Origin of the sequence: Streptomyces sp. NBC_01669 (assembly GCF_026339735.1) — a bacterium.
In the GTDB taxonomy this organism is placed as follows: Bacteria; Actinomycetota; Actinomycetes; order Streptomycetales; family Streptomycetaceae; genus Streptomyces; species Streptomyces yanii.
In genome coordinates this window covers 7,555,727-7,576,816 of record NZ_JAPEQG010000001.1, presented here as the reverse complement: position 1 = coordinate 7,576,816, position 21,090 = coordinate 7,555,727, and the positions used below count along the sequence as shown (strand labels likewise).

General features: G+C 70.3%; 19 protein-coding genes, 2 pseudogenes and 1 riboswitch. Of the genes and pseudogenes, 5 read left to right on the top strand and 16 right to left on the bottom strand.

What is annotated here, in order from left to right:
• Positions 1-262: 262 nt before the first annotated feature.
• Together OG972_RS33910 and OG972_RS33905 are read right to left on the bottom strand one after the other, a co-directional pair.
• Positions 263-1,909, bottom strand: a complete 1,647-nt coding sequence (locus OG972_RS33910; RefSeq protein WP_266988078.1) for an amidohydrolase — start codon at positions 1,907-1,909, stop codon at positions 263-265.
• 46 nt (positions 1,910-1,955) lie between these two features.
• Positions 1,956-2,396 (bottom strand): Lrp/AsnC family transcriptional regulator, encoded by a 441-nt coding sequence (locus tag OG972_RS33905; protein ID WP_024493538.1) that lies wholly within the window; start codon positions 2,394-2,396, stop codon positions 1,956-1,958.
• Between the two features lie 204 nt (positions 2,397-2,600).
• Between OG972_RS33905 and OG972_RS33900 the strand changes: the two genes are divergently transcribed.
• Positions 2,601-3,002 carry a hypothetical protein gene (locus OG972_RS33900; RefSeq protein WP_266988076.1) on the top strand — a complete coding sequence of 134 codons (402 nt, stop codon included), beginning with the start codon at positions 2,601-2,603 and terminating at the stop codon, positions 3,000-3,002.
• Positions 3,003-3,501: 499 nt separating this feature from the next.
• Here the strand turns inward: OG972_RS33900 and OG972_RS33895 are convergent, their stop codons facing one another.
• Positions 3,502-4,674, bottom strand: coding sequence for an acyl-CoA dehydrogenase family protein (locus OG972_RS33895; RefSeq protein ID WP_266988074.1), 1,173 nt, complete (start codon positions 4,672-4,674; stop codon positions 3,502-3,504).
• Between the two features lie 290 nt (positions 4,675-4,964).
• Between OG972_RS33895 and OG972_RS33890 the strand changes: the two are divergent.
• Positions 4,965-5,231 (top strand): annotated as a pseudogene (locus OG972_RS33890) (glycosyl hydrolase family 18 protein); the annotation flags it as partial.
• Between the two features lie 79 nt (positions 5,232-5,310).
• Here the strand turns inward: OG972_RS33890 and OG972_RS33885 are convergent.
• Positions 5,311-5,463 (bottom strand): SCO1431 family membrane protein, encoded by a 153-nt coding sequence (locus tag OG972_RS33885; RefSeq protein ID WP_266988072.1) that lies wholly within the window; start codon positions 5,461-5,463, stop codon positions 5,311-5,313.
• Positions 5,464-5,579: 116 nt separating this feature from the next.
• Positions 5,580-6,947: a peptidase C39 family protein gene (locus OG972_RS33880; protein WP_266988070.1), complete on the bottom strand. Its 1,368-nt coding sequence runs from the start codon at positions 6,945-6,947 to the stop codon at positions 5,580-5,582.
• A gap of 175 nt (positions 6,948-7,122) precedes the next feature.
• Here OG972_RS33880 and OG972_RS33875 point away from each other — a divergent pair, with 175 nt between their 5' ends.
• Both OG972_RS33875 and OG972_RS33870 read left to right on the top strand, forming a co-directional pair.
• Positions 7,123-7,752, top strand: a complete 630-nt coding sequence (locus OG972_RS33875; RefSeq protein WP_266988069.1) for a uridine kinase — start codon at positions 7,123-7,125, stop codon at positions 7,750-7,752.
• A 360-nt stretch (positions 7,753-8,112) separates the two neighbouring features.
• Complete coding sequence (locus tag OG972_RS33870; RefSeq protein WP_266988067.1) at positions 8,113-10,026, top strand: AAA family ATPase; 1,914 nt, start codon at positions 8,113-8,115, stop codon at positions 10,024-10,026.
• Between the two features lie 229 nt (positions 10,027-10,255).
• Here the strand turns inward: OG972_RS33870 and OG972_RS33865 are convergent, their stop codons facing one another.
• The 10 genes from OG972_RS33865 to ribD all read right to left on the bottom strand — a co-directional run bounded on the left by OG972_RS33865 (position 10,256) and on the right by ribD (position 18,844).
• Positions 10,256-11,401 carry a hemolysin family protein gene (locus OG972_RS33865; RefSeq protein ID WP_266988066.1) on the bottom strand — a complete coding sequence of 382 codons (1,146 nt, stop codon included), beginning with the start codon at positions 11,399-11,401 and terminating at the stop codon, positions 10,256-10,258.
• Complete coding sequence (locus OG972_RS33860; protein ID WP_266988064.1) at positions 11,398-12,768, bottom strand: hemolysin family protein; 1,371 nt, start codon at positions 12,766-12,768, stop codon at positions 11,398-11,400. The genes OG972_RS33865 and OG972_RS33860 overlap by 4 nt, the downstream gene beginning before the upstream one ends.
• A 183-nt stretch (positions 12,769-12,951) precedes the next feature.
• On the bottom strand, positions 12,952-13,416 hold the full coding sequence (locus tag OG972_RS33855; protein WP_266988062.1) for a PH domain-containing protein: 465 nt from the start codon (positions 13,414-13,416) through the stop codon (positions 12,952-12,954).
• Positions 13,417-13,460: 44 nt separating this feature from the next.
• On the bottom strand, positions 13,461-14,309 hold the full coding sequence (gene hisG / locus OG972_RS33850) for an ATP phosphoribosyltransferase (RefSeq protein WP_266988060.1): 849 nt from the start codon (positions 14,307-14,309) through the stop codon (positions 13,461-13,463).
• A 66-nt stretch (positions 14,310-14,375) separates the two neighbouring features.
• Positions 14,376-14,648, bottom strand: coding sequence for a phosphoribosyl-ATP diphosphatase (locus tag OG972_RS33845; RefSeq protein WP_018524273.1), 273 nt, complete (start codon positions 14,646-14,648; stop codon positions 14,376-14,378).
• A 35-nt stretch (positions 14,649-14,683) separates the two neighbouring features.
• Positions 14,684-15,169: a 6,7-dimethyl-8-ribityllumazine synthase gene (gene ribH / locus OG972_RS33840; protein WP_266988058.1), complete on the bottom strand. Its 486-nt coding sequence runs from the start codon at positions 15,167-15,169 to the stop codon at positions 14,684-14,686.
• Between the two features lie 29 nt (positions 15,170-15,198).
• Positions 15,199-16,497 (bottom strand): bifunctional 3,4-dihydroxy-2-butanone-4-phosphate synthase/GTP cyclohydrolase II, encoded by a 1,299-nt coding sequence (locus OG972_RS33835; protein ID WP_266988056.1) that lies wholly within the window; start codon positions 16,495-16,497, stop codon positions 15,199-15,201.
• Complete coding sequence (locus tag OG972_RS33830; protein WP_266988054.1) at positions 16,494-17,138, bottom strand: nicotinamide mononucleotide transporter family protein; 645 nt, start codon at positions 17,136-17,138, stop codon at positions 16,494-16,496. Before OG972_RS33830 ends, OG972_RS33835 begins: the two co-directional genes overlap by 4 nt.
• Positions 17,135-17,743: a riboflavin synthase gene (locus OG972_RS33825; RefSeq protein WP_266988052.1), complete on the bottom strand. Its 609-nt coding sequence runs from the start codon at positions 17,741-17,743 to the stop codon at positions 17,135-17,137. The genes OG972_RS33830 and OG972_RS33825 overlap by 4 nt, the downstream gene beginning before the upstream one ends.
• A complete protein-coding gene (gene ribD, locus OG972_RS33820; protein WP_266988050.1) occupies positions 17,744-18,844 on the bottom strand; it encodes a bifunctional diaminohydroxyphosphoribosylaminopyrimidine deaminase/5-amino-6-(5-phosphoribosylamino)uracil reductase RibD in 1,101 nt (366 codons plus the stop codon).
• 159 nt (positions 18,845-19,003) lie between these two features.
• Positions 19,004-19,134: riboswitch (FMN riboswitch) on the bottom strand.
• Positions 19,135-19,410: 276 nt separating this feature from the next.
• Between ribD and OG972_RS33815 the strand changes: the two are divergent.
• Positions 19,411-19,725, top strand: a pseudogene (locus tag OG972_RS33815) (chitinase); the annotation flags it as partial.
• A gap of 73 nt (positions 19,726-19,798) precedes the next feature.
• On the opposite strand, the gene OG972_RS33810 reads toward OG972_RS33815, so the two are convergent.
• Positions 19,799-20,971, bottom strand: coding sequence for a transposase (locus OG972_RS33810; RefSeq protein WP_266988048.1), 1,173 nt, complete (start codon positions 20,969-20,971; stop codon positions 19,799-19,801).
• Between the last annotated feature and the right edge of the window lie 119 nt (positions 20,972-21,090).

Below are 21,090 nucleotides of genomic sequence, written 5' to 3'. Positions count from 1 at the left end.
CGGGCGCTGAACCTGGCTGTCAGTGGTGGTGCGCCGGTGCGGCACACCACCCCATGACCCAGCGGCGTTCGACGACTGCGTGGAGGTTTAACCGGTCGGACGTCCTGTGGTGGACTCGGCCGAACCTACCGGCCCGTGGGCGCCTCCTGTCAATACCCGTCTGACCTGCGATGTTTACCGAAGTTGCCTGGTCAGTACCGGAGATACGCAGGTCGCGGGGAAGCGGGGGCGCCTTCGATCGGCGGTACGAAATGTCGGGACGTCACTCGTTCGGCCGCACGTAGACAGTTTGTCCGAAGATCACGGTCCGCAGACAGACCGGGAGGTCGCCGCCCGGGGTGAGATCCGGCAGGCCGGGCGTCCCGGACCTCGGGTCGGTCGACCAGCGGGCGACCCGGTCGTCCGGGGCCTGGACCACGAGCTCCTCGGTGCGCCAGACCGCGTAGTCGGCGGGGGCGCCGGGAACGAGGGTGCCCGCGTCGTCGCGGCCGACGGCCCGCCAGCCGCCCCTGGTGTGCGCGGTGAAGCCGGCCCGCACGGAGATCCGGTGCTCCGGCGTCCGGTGGAACGCAGCGGCCCGTACGGTCCCCCACGGGTCCAGCGGGGTCACCGGGCTGTCCGAGCCGAAGGCAAGGGGCACACCGGCCCGCAGGAGGCCCGCGTACGGGTTCAGGGTGCGGGCCCGGTCGGCGCCGAGCCGCTGGGTGTACATGCCGTCCTCGCCGCCCCAGGCGGCGTCGAAGGCGGGCTGGACCGAGGCGGTCAGACCCAGCTCCGCGAAACCGGCGATCGTCTCGGGGGTGAGCATCTCCGCGTGCTCGACGCGATGGCGTGCGGCCCGGATCCGGGACAGCCCGAGCGTCTCGGATGCGGCCCGGACCCCTGCCACGACGGCGGAGACCGCCGCGTCGCCGATGGCGTGGAAACCGGCCTGCAGACCGGCCTCTGTGCAGGCGGTGACATGGGCGGCGATCTGCGCGGTGTCCAGGTGGGCGGCGCCCCTGCCGCCGGCCGGTCCGTCGGCGTAGGGCTCGTGCAGGCACGCGGTGTGCGAGCCGAGGGAACCGTCGACGAACAGGTCACCGGCCGCGCCGATCGCGCCGAGTTCACGGATCCTGAGGGCATCCTTCTCGTCCGCGACCTGCTCGGCCCAGTAGCCGAAGACCCGCGGTCCCAGCCGCCCGGCGGCGAGCTTCAGCAGGGCGGTGAAGTCCTCCTCGTCGGAGATGTCGGGTCCGCCGCACTCGTGAAGGGTGCCGATGCCGAGCGAGGCGGCGTGGTCCAGGGCGGCACGCTGCGCCTCGGCACGTTGCTGCGGCGAGATCGCGCCATGGGCGGCGGAGCGCACGGCGTGGTGGGCGGCGCCGGTCAGCGGGGCGTCGGGGCGGTAGCCGGCCAGTGCGGTGACGCCGGGAACCAGATCGAGGAGGGCGGTCGTGACGACGGCGGAGTGCACATCGATCCGGGGCAGATAGAGCGGCCGGCCGCCGGCCGCGGCGTCGAGCTCGGCACGCGACGGAGGCCGCTGCTCCGGCCAGCGCGTGGCGTCCCAGCCATGTCCGAGGACGACCCGGTCCGTGGGGTGCGCGGCCGTGTACGCGCGTACGAGGCCGAGGGCCTCGGCGAGGGTGCGGGCGCCCGCGAGGTCCAGTCCGGTGAGGGCGAGGCCGGTCGAGGTGGTGTGGACGTGGGCGTCGGTGAACGCGGGAGTGACCAGGGCCCCTTCGAGGTCGATCACTTCGTCGACGCCGCTCGCGAAGGCGTCGGCGGCCCCTTCCGACCCCACCCAGGCGACATGGCCGCGTTCGACGACCATGGCGGTGGCGAAGGGATCGGCGGGGCTGTGGACGTCTCCACCGCGCAGCAGCACGGTGCGGTGTTCGCTCTGGGGGGCGGTGCTCTCGGTCATGGCACCAGTCTCGCCCTTGTACGGAGCGGTGCCGTCCGCGCCCCCCTCAGATCTGCGGGGGGCGTGCCTCGTACGGGGTGGAGAGGACGACGGTGGTGCGGGTGGAGACCCCGGCCAGCGAGCGGATCCGGGTCAGCAGATGCTCGAGCTCGAGCGGGGTCGCGACGCGCACCTTGAGGATGTAGTTCTCGTCGCCCGCGACGCTGTGGCACGCCTCAAGTTCCGGTACACCGGCGAGCCGCTCGGCGATGTCGTCCGGCGCGCTCGGGTCGAACGGTTTCACCGAGATGAACGCGGTGAGGGGCAGCCCGACGGCTTCGGGGTCGACGACCGCGGCATAGCCCCGGATCACCCCGCGCTGCTCCAGCCGACGGACTCGCTGATGAACGGCCGAGGTGGACAGGCCCGTGGCCTTGCCCAGGTCGGTGTAGCTCATCCGCCCGTCCTTGACGAGCAACTCCACAATCTGACGGTCCAGCTCCTCCATGCGGATCAACCTATGGCCCCAGGTCCCTCCAGGCACAGTCGTAGGGGCCCCGAACAGGGCACCTGCAGGGGGCATGTGACGAATGCCACAGGTTTACGGATGGGTAGTCGACGACCTCGCGGTTACGGCGGATGCGCGACGGGAAGTGCTTGCTGTGGTCGAGGCCGTGGCGCCTTGCCGGCCCACCCGAGGGGGAGAATCTCCATGCAGAGCCTGAAGCTCACCGGACGTACCGAACCGGAGCCTGTTGAACCCGTCGAGGACTCCGCTCCCGACGCGTACGACACTTTTGAGATGTACCGGGTGATCTGCCCGGACTGTGCGCAGCCGATCGCGCTGCTGGCCGACGAGGATGTGCTGCCGGAACACGCGCTGTGCCCGACGCCGTGGAACCCGTTCGTCCTCACGGTGTGCGCCGGAACCGGTCGCGACGCCGCGCAGGCACGTCCGGCCGACGAGTCGCTCGAGCTCCAGGAACAGGAGATGGGACTGCTGCTGACGCTCCCGCAGGGGCTCGACTGGAGGATGCAACCGTTCTCGCACGCCGGTGGTGCGGGTTCGCGCCCGCTGCGGGTACCGCACCAGATCCGCCGCAACGCCGCCTGAGACGCCCTGACGCCGCCTGACGCGTATCGAAGGCAGTGACGGGCGGCGACTCTCCGTCTGCCGGATTCCTCCGGCAGACGCCCTGCACACACGTACTGCACCACGACGGCCGGGCCGACGTGGTGCGCGCGATCGAGCCACGCCCGCACGGCAGGGGACCCTGGCGAACGGGCGCTCGAATCCTCGCAGCAGTGACCCGGCCCCGCCCCACGGCGTTGGCCCGGCATGACCCTGCTGCAATCCACGGCCGGCCCCGGTCGTCGCCGTCTCGCCGCTCCGCCCCCCGAAGAATCGGTTCCGCAGCCCGGTTCGCAGCCGGTGCCCCCCTCGGCGTCCACCCCGTCAGCGCCGCGCGCGGTGCCGCATACGACGGATCCGCCCATCTACCGGGCGATGCTGAGCCATTGGGAGTCCGCCGGCAGGACCCTGCCGGGCCGTCATGACCAGGAGTGGAACCGGATCATGACGACGCCCCTGTGGTCGGACCGGCCGTTGCGCCTCAGCGAGTCTCGGGACCCGCGAGGTGGCGCGCGATGACCATGCGCTGAATCTGATTGGTCCCCTCGACGATCTGCAGCACCTTGGCCTCGCGCATCAGCCGCTCGACGGGGAAGTCGAGGGTGTAGCCGTAGCCGCCGAGCACCTGGACGGCGTCGACGGTGACCCGCATGGCCGTGTCCGTACAGAACAGCTTGGCCATGGCCGCCTGCCGGGAGAACGGCCTGCCCGCGTCGCGCAGCCTCGCCGCCTCCAGATAGAGCGCACGGCCCGCCTCGATCTGGGTGGCCATGTCGGCGAGCATGAACCTCAGCCCCTGGAAGTCGGCGATGGGGCGGCCGAACTGCTGCCGCCCGGTGGCATATCCGACGGCCTCGTCCAGGGCCGCCTGCGCGACGCCGATGGCGCAGGCTGCGATGCCGAGCCGCCCGGAGTCGAGTGCGGACAGGGCGATGGCGAAACCCTGCCCTTCCTCACCGATCCGGCGGGCATCCGGCACCCGTACGCCGTCGAAGTGCAGCTGGGCGGTGGGCGAGCCCTTCATGCCCATCTTCTTCTCGGGGAGGGCCGCGTTCAGCCCCTCGGCGTCGCCGGGGACGAGGAAGGCGGTGATGCCGCGGGCACCCTCGACGCCGGTCCTCGCCAGAACCGTGTAGAAGTCGGCGATACCGCCGTGGGTGATCCACGCCTTGGTGCCGGTGATGACCCAGTCGTCGCCGTCGCGTACGGCCTTCGTGCGGAGCGAGGCCGCATCGGAGCCCGAGGCGGGCTCGGAGAGGCAGTAGGCGCCCAGCAGGCCGCCTCCCAGCATCGCCGGCAGGTGTTCCGCCTGCTGCTCCTTGGTGCCGTATCCGGCGAGCGCGTGGCAGGCGAGCGAGTGGACGCTGACGCCGAGGCCGACGGTGAGCCGGGCGGCCGCGAGCTCTTCGAGCACCTGGAGGTAGACCTCGTAGGGCTGGTCTCCGCCGCCGTGGGCGGAGTCGTACGGCAGACCGAGCAGTCCGGATTCGGAGAGCAGGGTGAAGACCTCGCGCGGGAACCGGCCCGCGTCCTCCTCCTCCGCCGCGTTCGGCGCGATCTCCCGCTGGACGATGTCGCGGACGAGCGCGACGAGCTGCCTGGACTCCTCGGTGGGCAGACGACGCTCCACCAACTGCGGGGCACGGTCGGACATGACGGCGCTCTCCTCCCTGTCGGGCGTTGCGGCGGTGCGCGCGCGGGGTGTGAGCGGCTCCGCCGGGGGATCTCCGGACCGGGGCCCGGAAAAGCACTAGTACCCAAACCGCTGCTGCCCTCCCGGATTACGAGAGTTGCTGGCCAGCGGCCGTGGCGGGTCGAGTATGCCCGATCGGACGGTATCCGTCACGGGGTGACAGAGAGGGCGCCCGGACGACCCGGGCGGGGCCGGACGACCAAGGGGATGGTCCGAACCATTGACCCAATTGGTCTAGTCCACCTACGGTTCCGGGCGGCACGGCGACCGGCGCCGCCCCGGGCACGTACGAGGCGGGCATCGAGGACTACAAGGTCCTCAGGAACAGCTGCCCGGCCACGGGCACCGTGGCGGGCACGGCGTACGCGCACTGCGGCACCGACTGGTGGAGCTACGACACCCCGGCCACCATCGCCACGAAGATGCAGTACAAGAACCAACAGGGCCTGGGCGGCACCTTCTTCTGGGAGCTCAGCGGTGACACCGCCGACGGTGAGCTGATCAAGGCGATCGACTGACGACTGCGGGCCGACGCGGGAAGGGGCGGGGAGCCGGGCAGGCTCCCCGCCCCTTCCGTGCGCGCCGGGCGCACCACGGTCACATGAGGCCGAGCTGAGTGACGAACATGGCGATGACGACGACGAGCGTCCAGCCCAGGAGGTTCTCCACCAGCCCGGACCGGTCCTCGGGACCTCCGGTCCGTGCACGGCGGCGGGCAGTGGCGGTGGTTGCGGCGGCGGTCGTGGTCATGGCATCCCACTCGGTCGGCTGGCAGTGAACGTCCCCCGATGACCCGACCACAGTGCCAGCGGAACGGGCCCCCGGGGTAGAGACATCGGTCACTTCCCCGACGTGCGCCGGGCGTTTCAGGCGACCCCGACAGCGGCCAGAGCCCGCTTCTGGGCTGGGGTCGGGTGCGCCGGGAAGTACAGGTAGCAGACGCCGCCTGTGCCCGACACCACTTTGCCGCTCGCGTTGTAGCGCTTGGTGCGGAGCCAGATCGTCTCCCACTCGTGGCGCTTGTAGATCCGGCGGACGGCCTCGTTGTTCGGCGAGGCGGGGTCGTTGGCGATCACGTCGCCCTCCGCCGTGAACCCGATCACGGTCATGAGATGACCGGAGGTCCCGTACCCGGCCCCGGTCAGCTCCGCCTTGAGGAACGACTGCGACGTTATGGCCGGGATGCCCGCCCGGATCAGCGTCTCCAGGTCCGTCAGCGAACTCAGCCGGGTCACCACCGCGCTCATGTCGTCGTACGTGGCGGCATAGGCGGCGTTGAACGGCCAGTTGCCGCAGCCCTCGTACTGGTAGTCGTACGTGAAGCGGGCCGCGTGGCAGACCTGTGGGTCCGCGAGGCCTGGCTTCACCCAGGCGAGATCCTCGGTGGTGGGCCTGCGCCCCCAGTACTCGATGATCATCTGTGAGGAGGTGGGGCTGCACCACGCCTCACCGCCGTTGTCGTACTCCGGGTACTGGCCGGCGTGCACATTCTGCGAGTAGCGCGGCACCGGCAGTTCCCGGGCGAGGCCGGGCGTGCTGGGCTCCACGGTGAACCGGTCGGGGATGTCCGAGGCCATCGCGCCGAGCCGCCACACGGTCGGCGTGAGGCGACTGCCCGGAGTCCGGTAGAGGGTGAGCCGCAGCCGGTAGGAGACCAGCCGCAGCCCGCTCGCCGCGTCGTCCACCGAGAAGGTGTCCGTCCAGATCGAGCTCTTGCCGTCGGTCTGGTCGTCGACGGAGGTACGGCGGATGTCGCCGTCGCCCGCCGCCCAGCGGCCCATCACGTACCAGGGGGTCTCGGTGTCGTCCGAGTAGCTGCCGCGCAGTTCGATCTGGATCCAGGTGCCGGCCGGGGCGTCCGCGTTCCAGGACGCGATCACCTCGGTCGCCGGGACCGACGAGCAGTGGCGCGGCGAGGTCCACGTCGCGTACTCCCAGGCCGCCGTCTTCCCGGTGTGCGGGTCGGTGTAGTCGGTACGCCCCTGCGGGGTGCCGATCACCAGTCCGGGCCGTCGGCCCGCGACGGCGCGCGTCCCGGCGCCGGAACCGCTGCGCCAGTCGGTGTACGTACTCCAGGAATGGTTGTCCACCAGGGCTGCGGCAGCCGAGGGCGCGCGGGGCGGGGCGAGCGAGGGCGCGGCGGCTGCGGAGCCTGCGGACGCCGCCGCGCCGCCGCCGGCGGCCACGGCGAGCGCGGCGGTCAGCACGGTTCTGCGTGAAGTCGGTCTGTTCATGGGCGAGACCCCCGGTCGTAAGCGGAATGGGGCTGCGGGTGCACGACAGTGCGCCAACTATTGCGGTTCGCAGCCGGATTGGGCCAGCGATTCGCCTCGCGTCGCGGAACAAATATTGGTCTGGTCCACTGGCGTGACCTGCGGTTGCTTCGCATCGCCTCGTACGCTGGTCCGCATGAACGACCTCGCCCGCCTCGCCTCAGGACTGATCGCCCTGCCGCCGTCCTGCGGACCCGTGCGGCTGATCGCCGTCGACGGTCATGCGGGATCGGGCAAGAGCACTCTCGCCTCCCGCCTCTCGGCGGCACTCGGGGACGCGCCCGTGCTGCGTCTGGACGACCTGGCCACCCACGAGGAGCTGTTCGGCTGGGCGGACCGGCTCCGGGACCAGGTGATCGGCCCGCTGTCGCGCGGGGAGACCGCACACTACGCGCCGTACGACTGGACAGCCCGGCGCCTCGGCCCACCGCGGACACTGGAACCGGCACCGGTGGTACTGATCGAGGGAGTGGGCGCCGGCCGCCGGGCCCTGCGCCCGCATCTCGCACGGCTGTGGTGGATGGAGCTCGACCCCCTGGCGTCCTGGCAGCGGGGCCGACGACGGGACGGGCCGGCACTTTCGGCCTTCTGGGACGGGTGGACCGTGGCCGAGGAACAACATTTCGCCGCCGATCCGTCGCGCCCGTACGCGGATGCTCTGGTACGCCAGTTGCCTGTGGGGTACGAGTGGTTGGAGGGGCCTCGTACGACAGCAGGAGCGAACCGTTCCGTCACCCACCGTGAGCCTCCGTGTGCGACGTACTGACCAGTCGGAGAACGGCCCGGAAGTGCCTCAACTCCGCTTGACCCGGAGACGGTACAGGTCTTACGTTCTCAATGTGCGGCTTTTCGGAGCCCTCACTGACGCGAAGCCCCCGGTTGTTCCCCCGTGATCGGGGGCTTCGTTCTGTCCCCGCACCCCCTTCCACATGGTTGTTCACCGGATTCCGCTTACCCTCGGTCACGGTCCTCGTTCTGCTTGCGGTGCTCTTAGCCGCGCACTACCTGCGCAGGTACGATGCCTCTCGGTGCGGTCAATTCCCGTCCACGGCAGTGCGGTTCAGCGCGCCTGGACGGGCGGGTCGTGCGGCGGGACAACCTGGGGGCACGGCTTGTGGGGGACCTGATGGACATCGGCACGCAGGGCGCACAGGCCCCGGCCGACCTCGCCTGGCTGCGCGGCGTGGACGCCTACACGATGGGCGCCTATCCGCAGGCCGAGGAGGAGTTCAGAACGGCGGTGCGGCTGGATCCCGGCATGGCGGACGGCTGGCTCGGCCTCCACGCCCTGCGGATCGACACGACGACCGCGCTGCTGCGGATGTACCGCCACCGCGAGCGCTTCGGCGAACAGCGCACCCGTCACCGACGCACGCTCAACTCCTGGTACTGGCTGGGCTGGTGGGTACAGCCCGTACTGGAGAGCCCGCGTGATCTGCTGCTCGCGCACGCCTCGCACTGGCTGGACGGACGCCATGTCCCGGAGCTGGACCGGGCACTGGCCGGACTGCCACCCGTGGACGCGGACCCGCAGGTGCGGTTCCTGCACGCCTGCCGCTCGTATCTGGTCAAGGACTGGGAACAGCTCGTCCGCCACACCGAACAGCTCGTCGACGATCCGCTGCTCGGCATCGAGGCGGGGCTCTTCGGCGGGATGGCGCGGGTGCGGCTGGAGATGTACGGGCAGGCCGAGCCGCTGCTCTCCACCGCGCTGATGCGCTGCCGCAGCGAACAGCCGCAGCGCAAGGAACTGCGCTACTGGCTGGCCCGCGCACACGAGGGAACCGGGCGCAGCGCTGCCGCCCTGCCGCTCTACAGAGCAGTGCACCGGATCGATCCGGCGTTCATGGACACCTCGGCGCGGCTCGCCGCGATCGCGGACTACGACGGGCTCGAAGGCTCCGACGAGGCGGCCGGTCTCGCGTCCGTGTCGCTGACCGGATTCGGCGCCGACTCCACATCCGCGGAGACGTTGCCGGACGGGGACTCACTGCTCGGCACCGATCTGGTGGGCGGGCGGGAACTGCGGCCCGGCGGCGATCCGCAGAACCTGCCGGACGTCGGGGTGCCTCCGCGGACAGACGGAGCACGGGAGAAGACCGCCGTGCCCGGCCAGTCGTCGCAGGCATTCCCGGCGGGGCCCAGCGATCCGGTGCTGCTCGCCGCGGCGCTGGCGGAGCTGGAGCGGATGGTCGGCCTCGAACCGGTCAAGCGCCAGGTCAAAGCATTGTCCGCGCAGCTGAACATGGCGCGGCTGCGGGCCGGCCAGGGACTTCCGGTCCAACCGCCGAAACGCCACTTCGTCTTCTCCGGCCCCTCGGGCACCGGGAAGACCACAGTGGCCCGCATCCTGGGCCGGGTCTTCTACGCGCTGGGGCTGCTCGGCGGGGACCATCTCGTCGAGGCCCAACGCTCCGATCTGGTCGGCGAGTTCCTCGGACAGACAGCGGTCAAGGCCAATGAGCTGATCGACTCGGCGCTGGGCGGGGTGCTGTTCGTCGACGAGGCGTACAGCCTCTCCAACTCCGGCTACAGCAAGGGCGACGCGTACGGGGACGAGGCGCTGCAGGTCCTCCTCAAGCGGGCCGAGGACAACCGGGACCATCTCGTCGTCATCCTCGCGGGCTACCCCGAAGGCATGGACCGGCTGCTGGCCACCAACCCCGGGCTCTCCTCCCGGTTCACCACCCGGGTGGACTTCCCCAGCTACCGGCCGCTGGAACTCACCTCGATCGGCGAGGTACTGGCCGCCGACAACGACGACGTGTGGGACGAGGAGTCCCTGGAGGAACTGCGCTCGATCAGCGGCCACGTCGTCGACCAGGGCTGGATCGACGAGCTGGGCAACGGACGGTTCCTGCGCACGCTGTACGAGAAGAGCTGCGCGTACCGGGACTTGCGGCTCTCCGGGTACGCGACGGTGCCCACCCGCGACGATCTGGCGACGCTGCGACTGCCGGATCTGATGCAGGCGTACGGCGAAGTGCTGTCCGGCCGAGGGCCCGTTGACCGGGGGCAGCAGGAGCCTCCGCCGCTGTGACCTTGCCGGTCGGGTGCGGCGGGTGGCGGGACCGGGGCCGCCCGGTGGGGCGGTCCGTCCTCAACCGTCGGACGGGCGTCCATGGGCGCCCGTCCGACGAGGAGCCCGGGTCGGGCCGCGCGGCACACGACCGCCCTCAACCGCCGGACGGGCTCGCGGGCGGACGGGCCCTGACATGAAGCCCGTCCGACGACCGATCCGGATCAGACCGCCCGGCCCACGAGCGTCCTCAACCGCCGGACACGCTCGCGTGTGGGGACGGGCCCGATGCGGTTGCCAGCGGTTGCAGTTCGTCCGGGACCGGGCCTGTCGGCGCCACGTCCACCGTCCGGCGGGGTATCGAGACCCGGTGCGCCGGGTCGCGCACCTCGCCCACCAGCATTTCCAGGACGTCCTCCATCGCGACCAGGCCGAGGATCCGGCCCGATGCGTCGGCGACCTGGGCCAGATGGGTCGCGGCGCGGCGCATCACCGTCAGGGCGTCGTCCAAGGGCAGCTCCGCGCGCAGTGTCGCCATCGGGCGCCAGATGTGCTGCGGGACCGCCCGTTCGCCGTCCTCCAGGTCGAGGACGTCCTTGACGTGCAGATAGCCCATGAACGGGCCGCCGCCCTCCGCGCAGACGGGGAAACGTGAGTAGCCGGTCCGTACGGTCAGCTCCTCGATCCTGCGCGGGGTGACCGACGGGTCCACCGTCACCAGAGCTGCCCTGGCGAGCAGCACATCAGTGACCGGCCTGCTGCCCAACTCCAGGGCGTCCTCCAGCCGCTCCTGCGCCTCCGGTTCCAGCAGCCCGGCCTGTCCGGAGTCCTCGACGAGCCGGTTGAGCTGCTCGCTGGTGAAGACGGCCTCGACCTCGTCCTTGGGTTCGACGCGAAAGAGCCGCAGCACCAGCCGGGCGCACGCGCCCAGCGCCGTGGTGACGGGGCGGCACAGCCGGGCGAAGCCCACCAGGGCCGGGCTGAGCCACAGTGAGGTCTTCTCCGGGGCTGCCATCGCCAGGTTCTTCGGGACCATTTCGCCGATGACGAGGTGGAGGAAGACCACGAGGACGAGCGCCAGCACGTAGCCGAGCGGGTGAATGAGCCCCTCGGGGATGTGAACCGCGTGGAAGACCGGCTCCAGCAGGTGGGCGACGGTCGGTTCGGCGACGGCTCCGAGGGTCAGGGAGCAGATGGTGATGCCGAACTGCGCGGCGGCCATCATCTGCGGCAGGTTCTCCAGGCCGTACAGCACTTGGCGGGCCCTGCCGGACCCAGCTGCCGCGAGAGGTTCGATCTGACTGCGGCGTACGGAGACGAGTGCGAACTCGGCACCGACGAAGAAGCCGTTCGCCAGGACGAGGAGCCCGGCGAAGAGCAACTGGACGACGCTCATCGTGCGGCCTCCAGGACACCACGGGCGGCCGAGGGCTCGTCGACCGGTTCGGCCACATCGGCGATGCGTACGAAGCGGACCTGCTCCGCGCGGTAGTGACCGACCTGGCGGACCGAGATCCGCCAGCCCGGCAGCTCGACCCGGTCGCCGGGGGCGGGGATCCGCCCGAGCAGATCGGCGACCAGTCCGGCCACCGTCTCGTACGGTCCTTCCGGTACGTCGAGGCCTATCCGGCGCAGGGTGAGGACCCGGCAGCTGCCTTCGGCGTCCCAGGCGGGACGGCCGTCCTCGGGGGCGGCGGCGACCAGTTCGGGCCGGTCGGCGCCTTCCGCGTCGTGCTCGTCCCTGACCTCGCCGACCAGCTCCTCGATGATGTCCTCCAGGGTGACGACCCCGGCGGTGCCACCGTACTCGTCGACCACGACGGCGATCGGCTGCTCCTTGCGCAGGCGCTGAAGCAGCTGTTCGACCGGGAGTGTCTCGGGCACGAGGAGGGGCGGTACGGCGATCCGCCCCGCGGTGGTGCGCAGGCGTTCCTGGGCGGGCACCGCGAGCGCGTCCTTGAGGTGGATCATGCCGACGACCTCGTCGATCCGGTCCCGGTAGACCGGGAAACGGGAGAGGCCGGTGGCGCGGGTGAGGTTGAGGACGTCCGCCGCGGTGGCGGTCGACTGCAGGGCGCTGACCTTCACGCGCGGGGTCATGACGTGCTGCGCGGTGAGTCCGGCGAGCGACAGGGTCCGTACGAAGAGATCGGCGGTGTCCTGTTCGAGGGTGCCGGCCTCGGCGGAGTGCCGGGCCAGGGAGACCAGTTCACCGGGGGTGCGGGCGGAGGCCAGCTCATCGGTGGGTTCGACACCCAGCAGGCGGACCAACCGGTTGGCGACGGTGTTCAGCAGCGTGATCACCGGCCGCAGAGCACCGGCGAAGCGGTGCTGGGGGCCGGCCACGAACCGGGCGACCTGGAGCGGCCTGGAGACCGCCCAGTTCTTCGGTACGAGCTCGCCGATCACCATCTGGACGGCGGAGGCGACGAGCATCCCGATCACCACGCTGACGCCGGGTACCGCCCCGTCGGGGAGGCCGGTCGCGGTGAGGGGTCCGGCGAGCAGCTGGGCGAGGGCCGGTTCGGCGAGCATGCCGACGACCAGTGAGGTGATGGTGATGCCCAGCTGGGTGCCGGAGAGCTGGAAGGAGAGCTCGCGCAGGGCGTCGACGACGGTACGGGCCCGCCGGTCGCCCTCGGCGGCGGCGCGCTCGGCGTCCGGCCGCTCCACCGTGACGAGCCCGAATTCGGCCGCCACGAAGAATCCGTTGGCGAGGATGAGAAGGAATGCCGCACTCAGAAGCAGCAGGGGGATGGTCATACCGCCGCCTCCTGGGAAGGGGCGGCGCAGGTACTACCGGACGATCCGTCCATTGCTGGAGGGAGTCACTCCTTGGGTCGCAGGAAAGCCCCGCCGGCCTTGGGGCCTCTGGTGCGGGGCGGGGCGCACAGGGCGCCACCGCCCTCCAGAGTAATCAAGAAGTGGCCGTGCGGGGCAGGGGACTCAGCCGTTCTCCGTACAGGTGCCGTGGTTCTCGGCGAGTGCGCGCAGCGTACGGGCGTCGCGAATGGCCTGTTCCTTGGCGATTCCGGGCTGGATACCGAGGGCGGGCATGCTGGTCCCGTCGCTGAGGTCGAGAAAGACCCACGGGTCGCCGACGCGCAGGTTGACACGGAGGATCTCCGCCCAGGACAGCCGTCGGGTGCGGGTGAGATTGACCACGGTCACCCCGTGGTCGTCGGCGACGACCTTGGGGCGACTGAGCAGAGCCAGGACGGCGAAGAAGAGCAGCGCGGTGAAGATGAAGCTGACCCGCTCCCCCGGGCTGAGCTGCTCCAGGCTCATCGCGATGACGGTGATGACGACGAACATCGCCGCTCCCACGGTCAGCAGGACCACCCGGGTACGGGTCGGCCGGAAGGTGACCGGGAGGGTGGGAAGTTCGGGCCGGGGCGCGGGGGCGGACATGGTGTTCTTCTGTCTTCCGGGGGTGATCGCTGGCGGTCCGGCCGTCAGAGGCGGCAGGCGTGGATGGCCGTGGTGAGGATGGCGCGGGCACCGAGTTCGTACAGGTCGTCCATGATCCGCTGGGCCTCCTTGGCGGCGACCATGGAGCGCACGGCGACCCAGCCTTCGTGGTGCAGCGGGGAGATGGTCGGCGACTCGAGACCCGGGGTGAGGGCGACGGCGCGCTCCAGGTGCTCGACGCGGCAGTCGTAGTCCATCATCACGTAGCTGCGGGCGACCAGGACGCCCTGGAGGCGGCGGAGGAACTGCTGGACCTTGGGGTCGTCCTCGGGGGCACCCGTCCGGCGGATGACGACGGCTTCCGACGTCATGATCGGCTCGCCGATCACTTCGAGTCCCGCGTTGCGCAGGCTGGTGCCGGTCTCCACCACATCGGCGATGACCTGAGCAACACCGAGCTCGATGGCGGTCTCGACCGCGCCGTCGAGGTGGACGACGGAGGCGGTGACGCCGACGTCGGCGAGGTGCTTGGCCACGATGCCCTCGTAGGAGGTGGCGATCGTCATGCCGTCGAAGTCCTGCGGCCCTGCGGCCGTGCCGGGCTTGGTGGCGTAGCGGAAGGTGGAGCGGGCGAAGCCGAGCTGCAGGATCTCCTCGGACTGCGCGCCGGAGTCCAGCAGCAGGTCGCGGCCGGTGATGCCGATGTCGAGACGGCCGGAGCTGACGTAGATCGCGATGTCACGCGGGCGCAGGTAGAAGAACTCGACCTCGTTCTCGGGGTCGACGAGGACGAGTTCCTTGGACTCCTTGCGCTGCTGGTAGCCGGCCTCATGGAGCATCGCCATCGCAGGCCCGGAGAGTGAACCCTTGTTGGGGACGGCGATGCGCAGCATGAGGTCAGGTTTCCTTTGTGCGAAGGGGATTTCTACGGACGTGACGTGCGGAGTGCGGAAGTGTGCTCAGAGGTGGGCGTAGACGTCGTCGAGAGAGATTCCGCGGGCGACCATCATCACCTGGACGTGGTACAGCAGCTGGGAGATCTCCTCGGCGGCGGCGTCCTTGCTCTCGTGCTCGGCGGCCATCCAGACTTCGGCGGCCTCCTCGACAACCTTCTTGCCGATGGCATGGACGCCCTTGTCCACCAGCTCGGCGGTGCGGGAGGTGGACGGGTCGCCGTTGGCGGCCTTGAGCTGCAGCTCGGCGAAGAGCTCTTCGAAGGTTTTGTTCGCCATGATGGTCCTTAGCGTACGGGGTCCCGGACCCCCGTTCAGCGCCAGGGCTCGCTGACGGTCCGAAGCGTGGCCGCGGTGGCGACGGCCGCAGTGACCGCTTCGTGCCCCTTGTCCTCGTTGGAGCCTTCGAGTCCGGCCCGGTCGAGCGCCTGCTCCTCGGTGTCACAGGTCAGTACGCCGAAGCCGACCGGGACACCCGTGTCGACGGCGACCTGGGTGAGCCCGTTGGTGACGCCGTGGGACACGTACTCGAAGTGGGGGGTGCCGCCGCGGATGATCACGCCGAGGGCGACGATCGCGTCGTAGCCGCGGCCGGCGAGGACCTTGGCCACGACCGGGAGTTCGAAGCTGCCGGGGACCCGGAGCAGAGTCGGCTCGTCGATGCCGAGCTCGTGCAGGGCGCGCAGCGCGCCGTCGACGAGGCCGCCCATGACCTTCTCGTGCCACTGGGCGGCGATCACCGCCACTCGCAGGTCACCGCAGTTGCGTACGGACAGTTCGGGTGCGCCCTTGCCGCTCATGTCTCTCCTACCGCTCGTTTCCGTGCTCGTTACTGGTTGCCGCAGGTCGACACCGAGGCGGTGTCGAGCCAGGGCAGGTCGTGTCCCATGCGGTCCCGCTTGGTGCGCAGGTACCGCAGGTTGTGCTCGCCGGCCTGGACGGGCATCGGCTCGCGTCCGGTGATCGCGAGGCCGTGCCGCAGGAGCGCGGCGGTCTTGTCGGGGTTGTTCGTCATCAGCCGGACGCCGTGGACGCCGAGGTCCTTGAGGATCTGGGCGCCTGCCGCGTAGTCCCGGGCGTCGGCGGGCAGCCCGAGCTCCAGGTTGGCGTCGAGGGTGTCGACGCCGCGCTCCTGGAGTTCGTACGCGCGCAGCTTGGAGAGCAGGCCGATCCCCCGGCCCTCGTGGCCGCGCAGATAGACGACGACGCCGCGGCCCTCTTCGGTGATGCGCTGCATGGAGGCGTGCAGCTGGGGGCCGCAGTCGCAGCGCTGGGACTGGAAGATGTCGCCGGTCAGGCACTCGGAGTGGACCCGGACGAGGATGTCGTCGCCGTCACCGAGGTCGCCGTGGACGAGCGCCACGTGCTCGACGCCGTCGACGGTGGAGCGGTATCCGTACGCGGTGAACTCGCCGAACGACGTCGGCAGCCGGACCTCGGCCTCGCGGCGGACGGTCGGCTCGGCGGAGCGGCGGTACGCGATCAGGTCCTCGATCGAGATGATCGTGAGGCCGTGTTTGCGGGCGAACGGGACCAGCTCCGGCAGCCGCAGCATGACTCCGTCCTCGCCCGCGATCTCGACGATCGCTCCGGCGGGGCGGAGCCCTGCGAGCCGGGCCAGGTCGACGGCGGCCTCGGTGTGGCCGTTGCGGACCAGGACACCGCCGGTCCTTGCCCGGAGCGGGAAGATGTGGCCGGGGCGCACGAAGTCGCCGGGGCCGGCCCGGCCGCCCGCCAGCATCCGGAGCGTGGTGGCCCGGTCGGCGGCGGAGATGCCGGTGGTGACACCGTGCGCCGCGGAGGCGTCGACCGAGACGGTGAACGCCGTGCGCATCGACTCGGTGTTGTGGGCGACCATCTGCGGCAGGTCGAGCCGTTCCAGCTCGTCGTTCTCCATGGGTGCGCAGATCAGGCCGCGGCACTCGCTCATCATGAAGGCGACGATCTCGGGGGTGGCCTTCTCTGCGGCGATGACGAGGTCGCCCTCGTTCTCCCGGTCCTCGTCGTCGACGACGACGACGGGGCGGCCGGCGGCGATGTCGCGGATCGCCTGCTCGACGGGGTCGAGGGACAGGTCCTCGGCCATGCTGGGGTCTTCCCGGTGCAACCAGGTGGGCTGGGCAGTCATGCCGTGGCTCCTTCCAGAGCGGGTGTCCGCGTACGCAGCCACCAGTCGCGCATGCCCCACAGGACGAGGGCGCCGTAAATGACGTAGACGAAACCGGAGAAGGCGAAGCCGTTGGCGAAGTTCAGTGGCACGCCGACCAGGTCGACCAGGAGCCAGGCGAACCAGAACTCGACCATGCCGCGCGCCTGGGCGTACATCGCGACGACCGTGCCGACGAAGATGTACGCGTCGGGCCACGGGTCCCACGACAGTGTCGGGAACGCGGTGAACAGGCCGCCGACGGCGAGCGTGCCGAGGGACGCGCCGCCGACCAGATAGGCCCGCTCGCGCCAGGTGGCGAACCGTACGGCGATGGAGCCGTCCTGGGCCTGCTGCCTGCCGCGGTTCCACGACCACCAGCCCCACCCGGCCACGACGATGACCACCAGCTGCTTGCCGGCGCTGCCCGAAAGGTGCGCGGAGGCGAAGGCGGCCAGGAGGATCACACCGGAGAGCAGCTGGGCGGGCCAGGTCCATATGGAACGCCGCCAGCCGAGCGCGAGGGCGACCAGACCAACCGTGTTGCCGATCATGTCGGACCACTTGATGTGCTGACCGAACAGGGCGAAGGCCTCCGAGTTGAGCCAGTCGACCGCGCTCACTTCGTGTCCTCCCGGTCCCGGTCGCCGAGCAGCCGCTCGACGTACTTCGCGATGACGTCCACCTCGAGGTTGACCGGGTCGCCGGGCTCCTTGATGCCGAGCGTGGTCAGGGCGAGGGTGGTGGGGATGAGGCTGATGGTGAAGTAGTCGGGTCCGGCGTCGACGACGGTCAGGCTCACGCCGTCAACGGTGATCGATCCCTTCTCCACCACGTAGCGGGTCAGCTCCGCCGGGAGGGAGATCTTCACGATCTCCCAGTTCTCGGAGAGCTTGCGCTCCACGATCCGGCCCGTGCCGTCGACGTGTCCCTGGACGATGTGTCCGCCGAGCCTGCCGCCGAGCGCCATGGGGCGCTCCAGGTTGACCCGGGAGCCGGTCTCCAGAGCGCCGAGGCTGGACCGGTTCAGGGTCTCCGCCATCACATCGGCGGTGAATTCACCGTTGCCGAGGTCGACGACGGTGAGGCAGACGCCGTTGACGGCGATGGAGTCGCCGTGCTTCGCGCCTTCGGTGACGACGGGACCGCGCAGGCGGAATCGGGAGGCGTCGTCGAGCTTCTCGACGGCGGTGACCTCACCCAGTTCTTCGACAATTCCGGTGAACACTCAGTTTCCCTTCCGGGCAGGGCCGGGGACGGCGGTGATGCGCAGATCGGGGCCGATGCGTACGGTCTCGGTCACATCGAGACGCAACGCCTGGGCGATGGTGGAGATTCCGGCGTCGGCGAGGGCTGCGGGGCCCGCGCCGAGGAGCACGGGGGCGAGGTAGCCGACGACCTTGTCGACCGTTCCCGCCGCGACGAAGGCCCCGGCCAGGGTCGGGCCGCCTTCGAGGAGTACGGAGCGGACGCCGCGCCCGTGCAGGGCGGCGAGCAGGGCGGGGATGTCCAGGCCGCGGCCGGTGGCGGCGCGCGGCAGCCGCAGGACGGTTCCCTCGGGAAGACGGCCGGTGTCGGCGTCGTCGGCGACCGCGATCAGGGTGGGCGCCGTGGTGTCGAGGACGCGGGCGCCGGGCCGTACCGCGGTGGCGTCGGTGTCGACGACGACCCGGAGCGGCTGCACGGCACCTTCGATGCCACGTACACCGAGCTGGGGGTCGTCCGTGCGGGCGGTGCCGGAGCCGACCACGACGGCGTCGGCCTCGGCGCGCAGCCGGTGGACGTCGGCGCGGGACTCCGCGGAGGTGATCCAGCGGCTGGTGGCGTCGGCGGCCGCGATCCGGCCGTCGAGGGTCGCCGCGTACTTCCACAGCACGTACGGTCGCCCGAGCCGCACCGAGGTCAGCCAGGCGGTGTTGCCCGCCTCGGCGAGTTCACCAAGGAGTCCCTGCTCCACGGTGACCCCGGCGGCACGGAGGGTGTCCGCACCCCCGGTGGCCTGCGAATTCGGGTCGGCGACCGCGTACACGACACGGCTGACACCGGCCTCGATCAGCGCCTGGGCGCAGGGGCCGGTGCGACCGGTGTGGTTACACGGTTCGAGGGTGACGTAGGCGGTGCCGCCACGGGCCTTCTCGCCTGCTTCGCGCAGGGCGTGGATCTCGGCGTGCGGCCCGCCGGCGCGCTGGTGGAAGCCTTCACCGGCCGGCTGTCCTTCGGCGTCGAGGATCACGCATCCGACGACCGGATTGGGGCTGGTGGAGCCGAGTCCGCGGGCGGCGAGCGCGATCGCTCGGCGCATGGCGGTGGTGTCGGCTGCGGTGTCCACCGGGTCCTCCTGCCTCTTCGGGCACGGACTCCGGGGCCTGTCGATGACGACAGATGAAGCGGAACGCAACAGGGGACGCCGAAACCGAAGACACGGACGCAGGTGTTCCGGGGATCCCGGAAACGCGTCCGCCGACGGCGGCGTACCTGTGACGGCCCGCCGCGCACTGCCTCCCATCCGGACTTTAACCGTCGGTCCAGGAATCCCACCTGGTCAACCGGCCGCTGGATGCGGACGGGTCGCGGACTATAACCGCCGGTTCGGAATTGCACCGACCCCGGAGTGCGCTGCTGCTGGTACACGATCAGTGTGCCACGCCTGCTCATGGGCCATGCGGGTGAGTGCCTGTGGAGTCGCTCACAGACGGTCCCGGGGGGCCCTCCGGGCGGGGTCGTATCCGGACATCCCATGAGTAATGGTCCAGACCTATTGACTCAATGGTCTAGTCCTCTTAATCTCTGCGTCACCTCCGAGGAACGGCCCCGCGGTGTGCGCACGCCCGTGGCCCAACACGACCCACCCCCTTGCCAGTTGTGTTCTGCCGACCTCCCCAGGAGGAACGACACGTGCTGTCCCCCACTCGTGCGAGAGCCACCCTGCTCGCAGCCGACGTAGCCGTCGCCGGACTGCTCATGGGCTCGCTCGCCGCCACCCCGTCGGCCGCCGCCGACCAGGAGTCCTGTCGCCCCGACGGGCTCTACGAAACCCCTGGCGTCCCGGTCCCCTACTGCTCTGTCTACGACAGCGACGGGCGCGAGAAGATGGGCGCCGACCACCAGCGGCGGGTCATCGGATACTTCACCAACTGGCGGACCGGGAAGGACGGCAAGCCCGCCTATCTCGCGTCCGGCATCCCCTGGGACAAAGTCACCCATGTCAACGGCACGGGACTGAGGTCCCGGGCTTGCTGCTCGGGTCATCGATGGCTTCGATGAGTCCGGCTGCGTCCAGCTCTCACGCGATCAGCGTAAGAGCAGGGGCCGTTGACTCGACCCCGCAGACCCACACGTACCACCCTCTGTGGGCGATGTTGTGGGACGAGTTGTGGTCCGCGTGCTCAACGAAGCCGCAGGACCGGCAGGCGAACACAGCCTGGGAGGGCCGGTTGCCGCGTTCGACGTGATGACAGTGCGAGCATTCCTGGCTGGTGTACGCCGGATCGACATACACCACCGCCACCCCGGCCTTCTTCGCCTTGTAGCCGATGAGGGCGCCAAGCTGGTGGAATGGCCAGGAGTGGAGCGTGGTGCGTTGGGGCTTCCTTAGCCGGGCCCGCTCGCGGATCCCTGTGAGTTCTTCCAGGGCGATCCCGCGACCGGTGCGTGCAGCCTCCGCCACGATCTGCTTACTGGTCTTGTGGTTGATGTCCTTGTTACGGCGGGCCTCGCGGCCCACGTACTTCTTCGCACGCCGTTTCGCGGACTTCGTGCCCTTCTTCTGCAGCTTGGAGCGCAGAGCCCGGTCCTTGGCCCGTTTGCGGTTGATCCGGCGCCCGGAGTACTTGGCGCCGTCGCTCGTGGCGGCGATGTTCACGATCCCGAGATCCACGCCGATAAAGGCGGCCGGGTGCGCGTTCGGTTCGGCCTCGGGAATCTCGCAGGTCGCGATCAGATACCACTTCCCGTCCTGGCACAGCAAGTCGGACTCACCCTGCCGGTGCCGGGCCAGGACCTCCAACTGTTCTGCCTGTCCGGTGAAGGCCACGTTCTTCATGCGCCCGCCGGTGGTCCAGATCGAAACGGTGCGCCGCTCGTGCTGCCAGGACAGCATCCGGTCGTCGTACGGCTGGGCCGCCTGGGGCCGGAAGGCTAACGGCTTGCCCGAAGCCCGGGTGTGACGCTTCGAGCCGGGCTTGCCGTAACGGCCGTTACGGAGGTTCGCGGCCAGGGTGGTGTATGCGTCGCAGGTCTTCTTGATCGCGTGCTGGGCGGCCTGTGCCCCGAGCCCCCACCTGGACTTGATCTCCCGGTAGGTCAGCGCGCGCAGGGGCAGGTTCTTGCGGACGCGCTTGTCGAAGGCGACCTGTGCGGCCCAGGTCGCACCTTCGTTGCAGGCGGTCAGGGTCGCCTCAAGCACCGACGCCTGCACGGGCGTCGGCAGCAGCTTGACCCGCACAACCAGCTTCACAACCACGGACCTTAATGCGCCAGTCGCACAAACCGCCCAGGTTCGTACATCTTCTGCCCGAACCGGCGATCTATCGCCCACGCGTTCGCCTGTCCGGCTCCGCCAGGCGGCTGTGCGGG

What these genes read in the sequence shown, in the direction of transcription:
- ribH (WP_266988058.1), bottom strand. Translation starts at nt 15,169, where the DNA reads ATGAGCGGCAAGGGCGCACCCGAACTGTCCGTACGCAACTGCGGTGAC.
- OG972_RS33880 (WP_266988070.1), bottom strand. Translation starts at nt 6,947, where the DNA reads ATGAACAGACCGACTTCACGCAGAACCGTGCTGACCGCCGCGCTCGCC.
- OG972_RS33895 (WP_266988074.1), bottom strand. Translation starts at nt 4,674, where the DNA reads ATGTCCGACCGTGCCCCGCAGTTGGTGGAGCGTCGTCTGCCCACCGAG.
- OG972_RS33870 (WP_266988067.1), top strand. Translation starts at nt 8,113, where the DNA reads ATGGACATCGGCACGCAGGGCGCACAGGCCCCGGCCGACCTCGCCTGG.
- OG972_RS33835 (WP_266988056.1), bottom strand. Translation starts at nt 16,497, where the DNA reads ATGACTGCCCAGCCCACCTGGTTGCACCGGGAAGACCCCAGCATGGCC.
- OG972_RS33845 (WP_018524273.1), bottom strand. Translation starts at nt 14,648, where the DNA reads ATGGCGAACAAAACCTTCGAAGAGCTCTTCGCCGAGCTGCAGCTCAAG.
- OG972_RS33910 (WP_266988078.1), bottom strand. Translation starts at nt 1,909, where the DNA reads ATGACCGAGAGCACCGCCCCCCAGAGCGAACACCGCACCGTGCTGCTG.
- OG972_RS33885 (WP_266988072.1), bottom strand. Translation starts at nt 5,463, where the DNA reads ATGACCACGACCGCCGCCGCAACCACCGCCACTGCCCGCCGCCGTGCA.
- hisG (WP_266988060.1), bottom strand. Translation starts at nt 14,309, where the DNA reads ATGCTGCGCATCGCCGTCCCCAACAAGGGTTCACTCTCCGGGCCTGCG.
- OG972_RS33860 (WP_266988064.1), bottom strand. Translation starts at nt 12,768, where the DNA reads ATGACCATCCCCCTGCTGCTTCTGAGTGCGGCATTCCTTCTCATCCTC.
- OG972_RS33855 (WP_266988062.1), bottom strand. Translation starts at nt 13,416, where the DNA reads ATGTCCGCCCCCGCGCCCCGGCCCGAACTTCCCACCCTCCCGGTCACC.
- OG972_RS33905 (WP_024493538.1), bottom strand. Translation starts at nt 2,396, where the DNA reads ATGGAGGAGCTGGACCGTCAGATTGTGGAGTTGCTCGTCAAGGACGGG.
- OG972_RS33875 (WP_266988069.1), top strand. Translation starts at nt 7,123, where the DNA reads ATGAACGACCTCGCCCGCCTCGCCTCAGGACTGATCGCCCTGCCGCCG.
- OG972_RS33900 (WP_266988076.1), top strand. Translation starts at nt 2,601, where the DNA reads ATGCAGAGCCTGAAGCTCACCGGACGTACCGAACCGGAGCCTGTTGAA.
- OG972_RS33865 (WP_266988066.1), bottom strand. Translation starts at nt 11,401, where the DNA reads ATGAGCGTCGTCCAGTTGCTCTTCGCCGGGCTCCTCGTCCTGGCGAAC.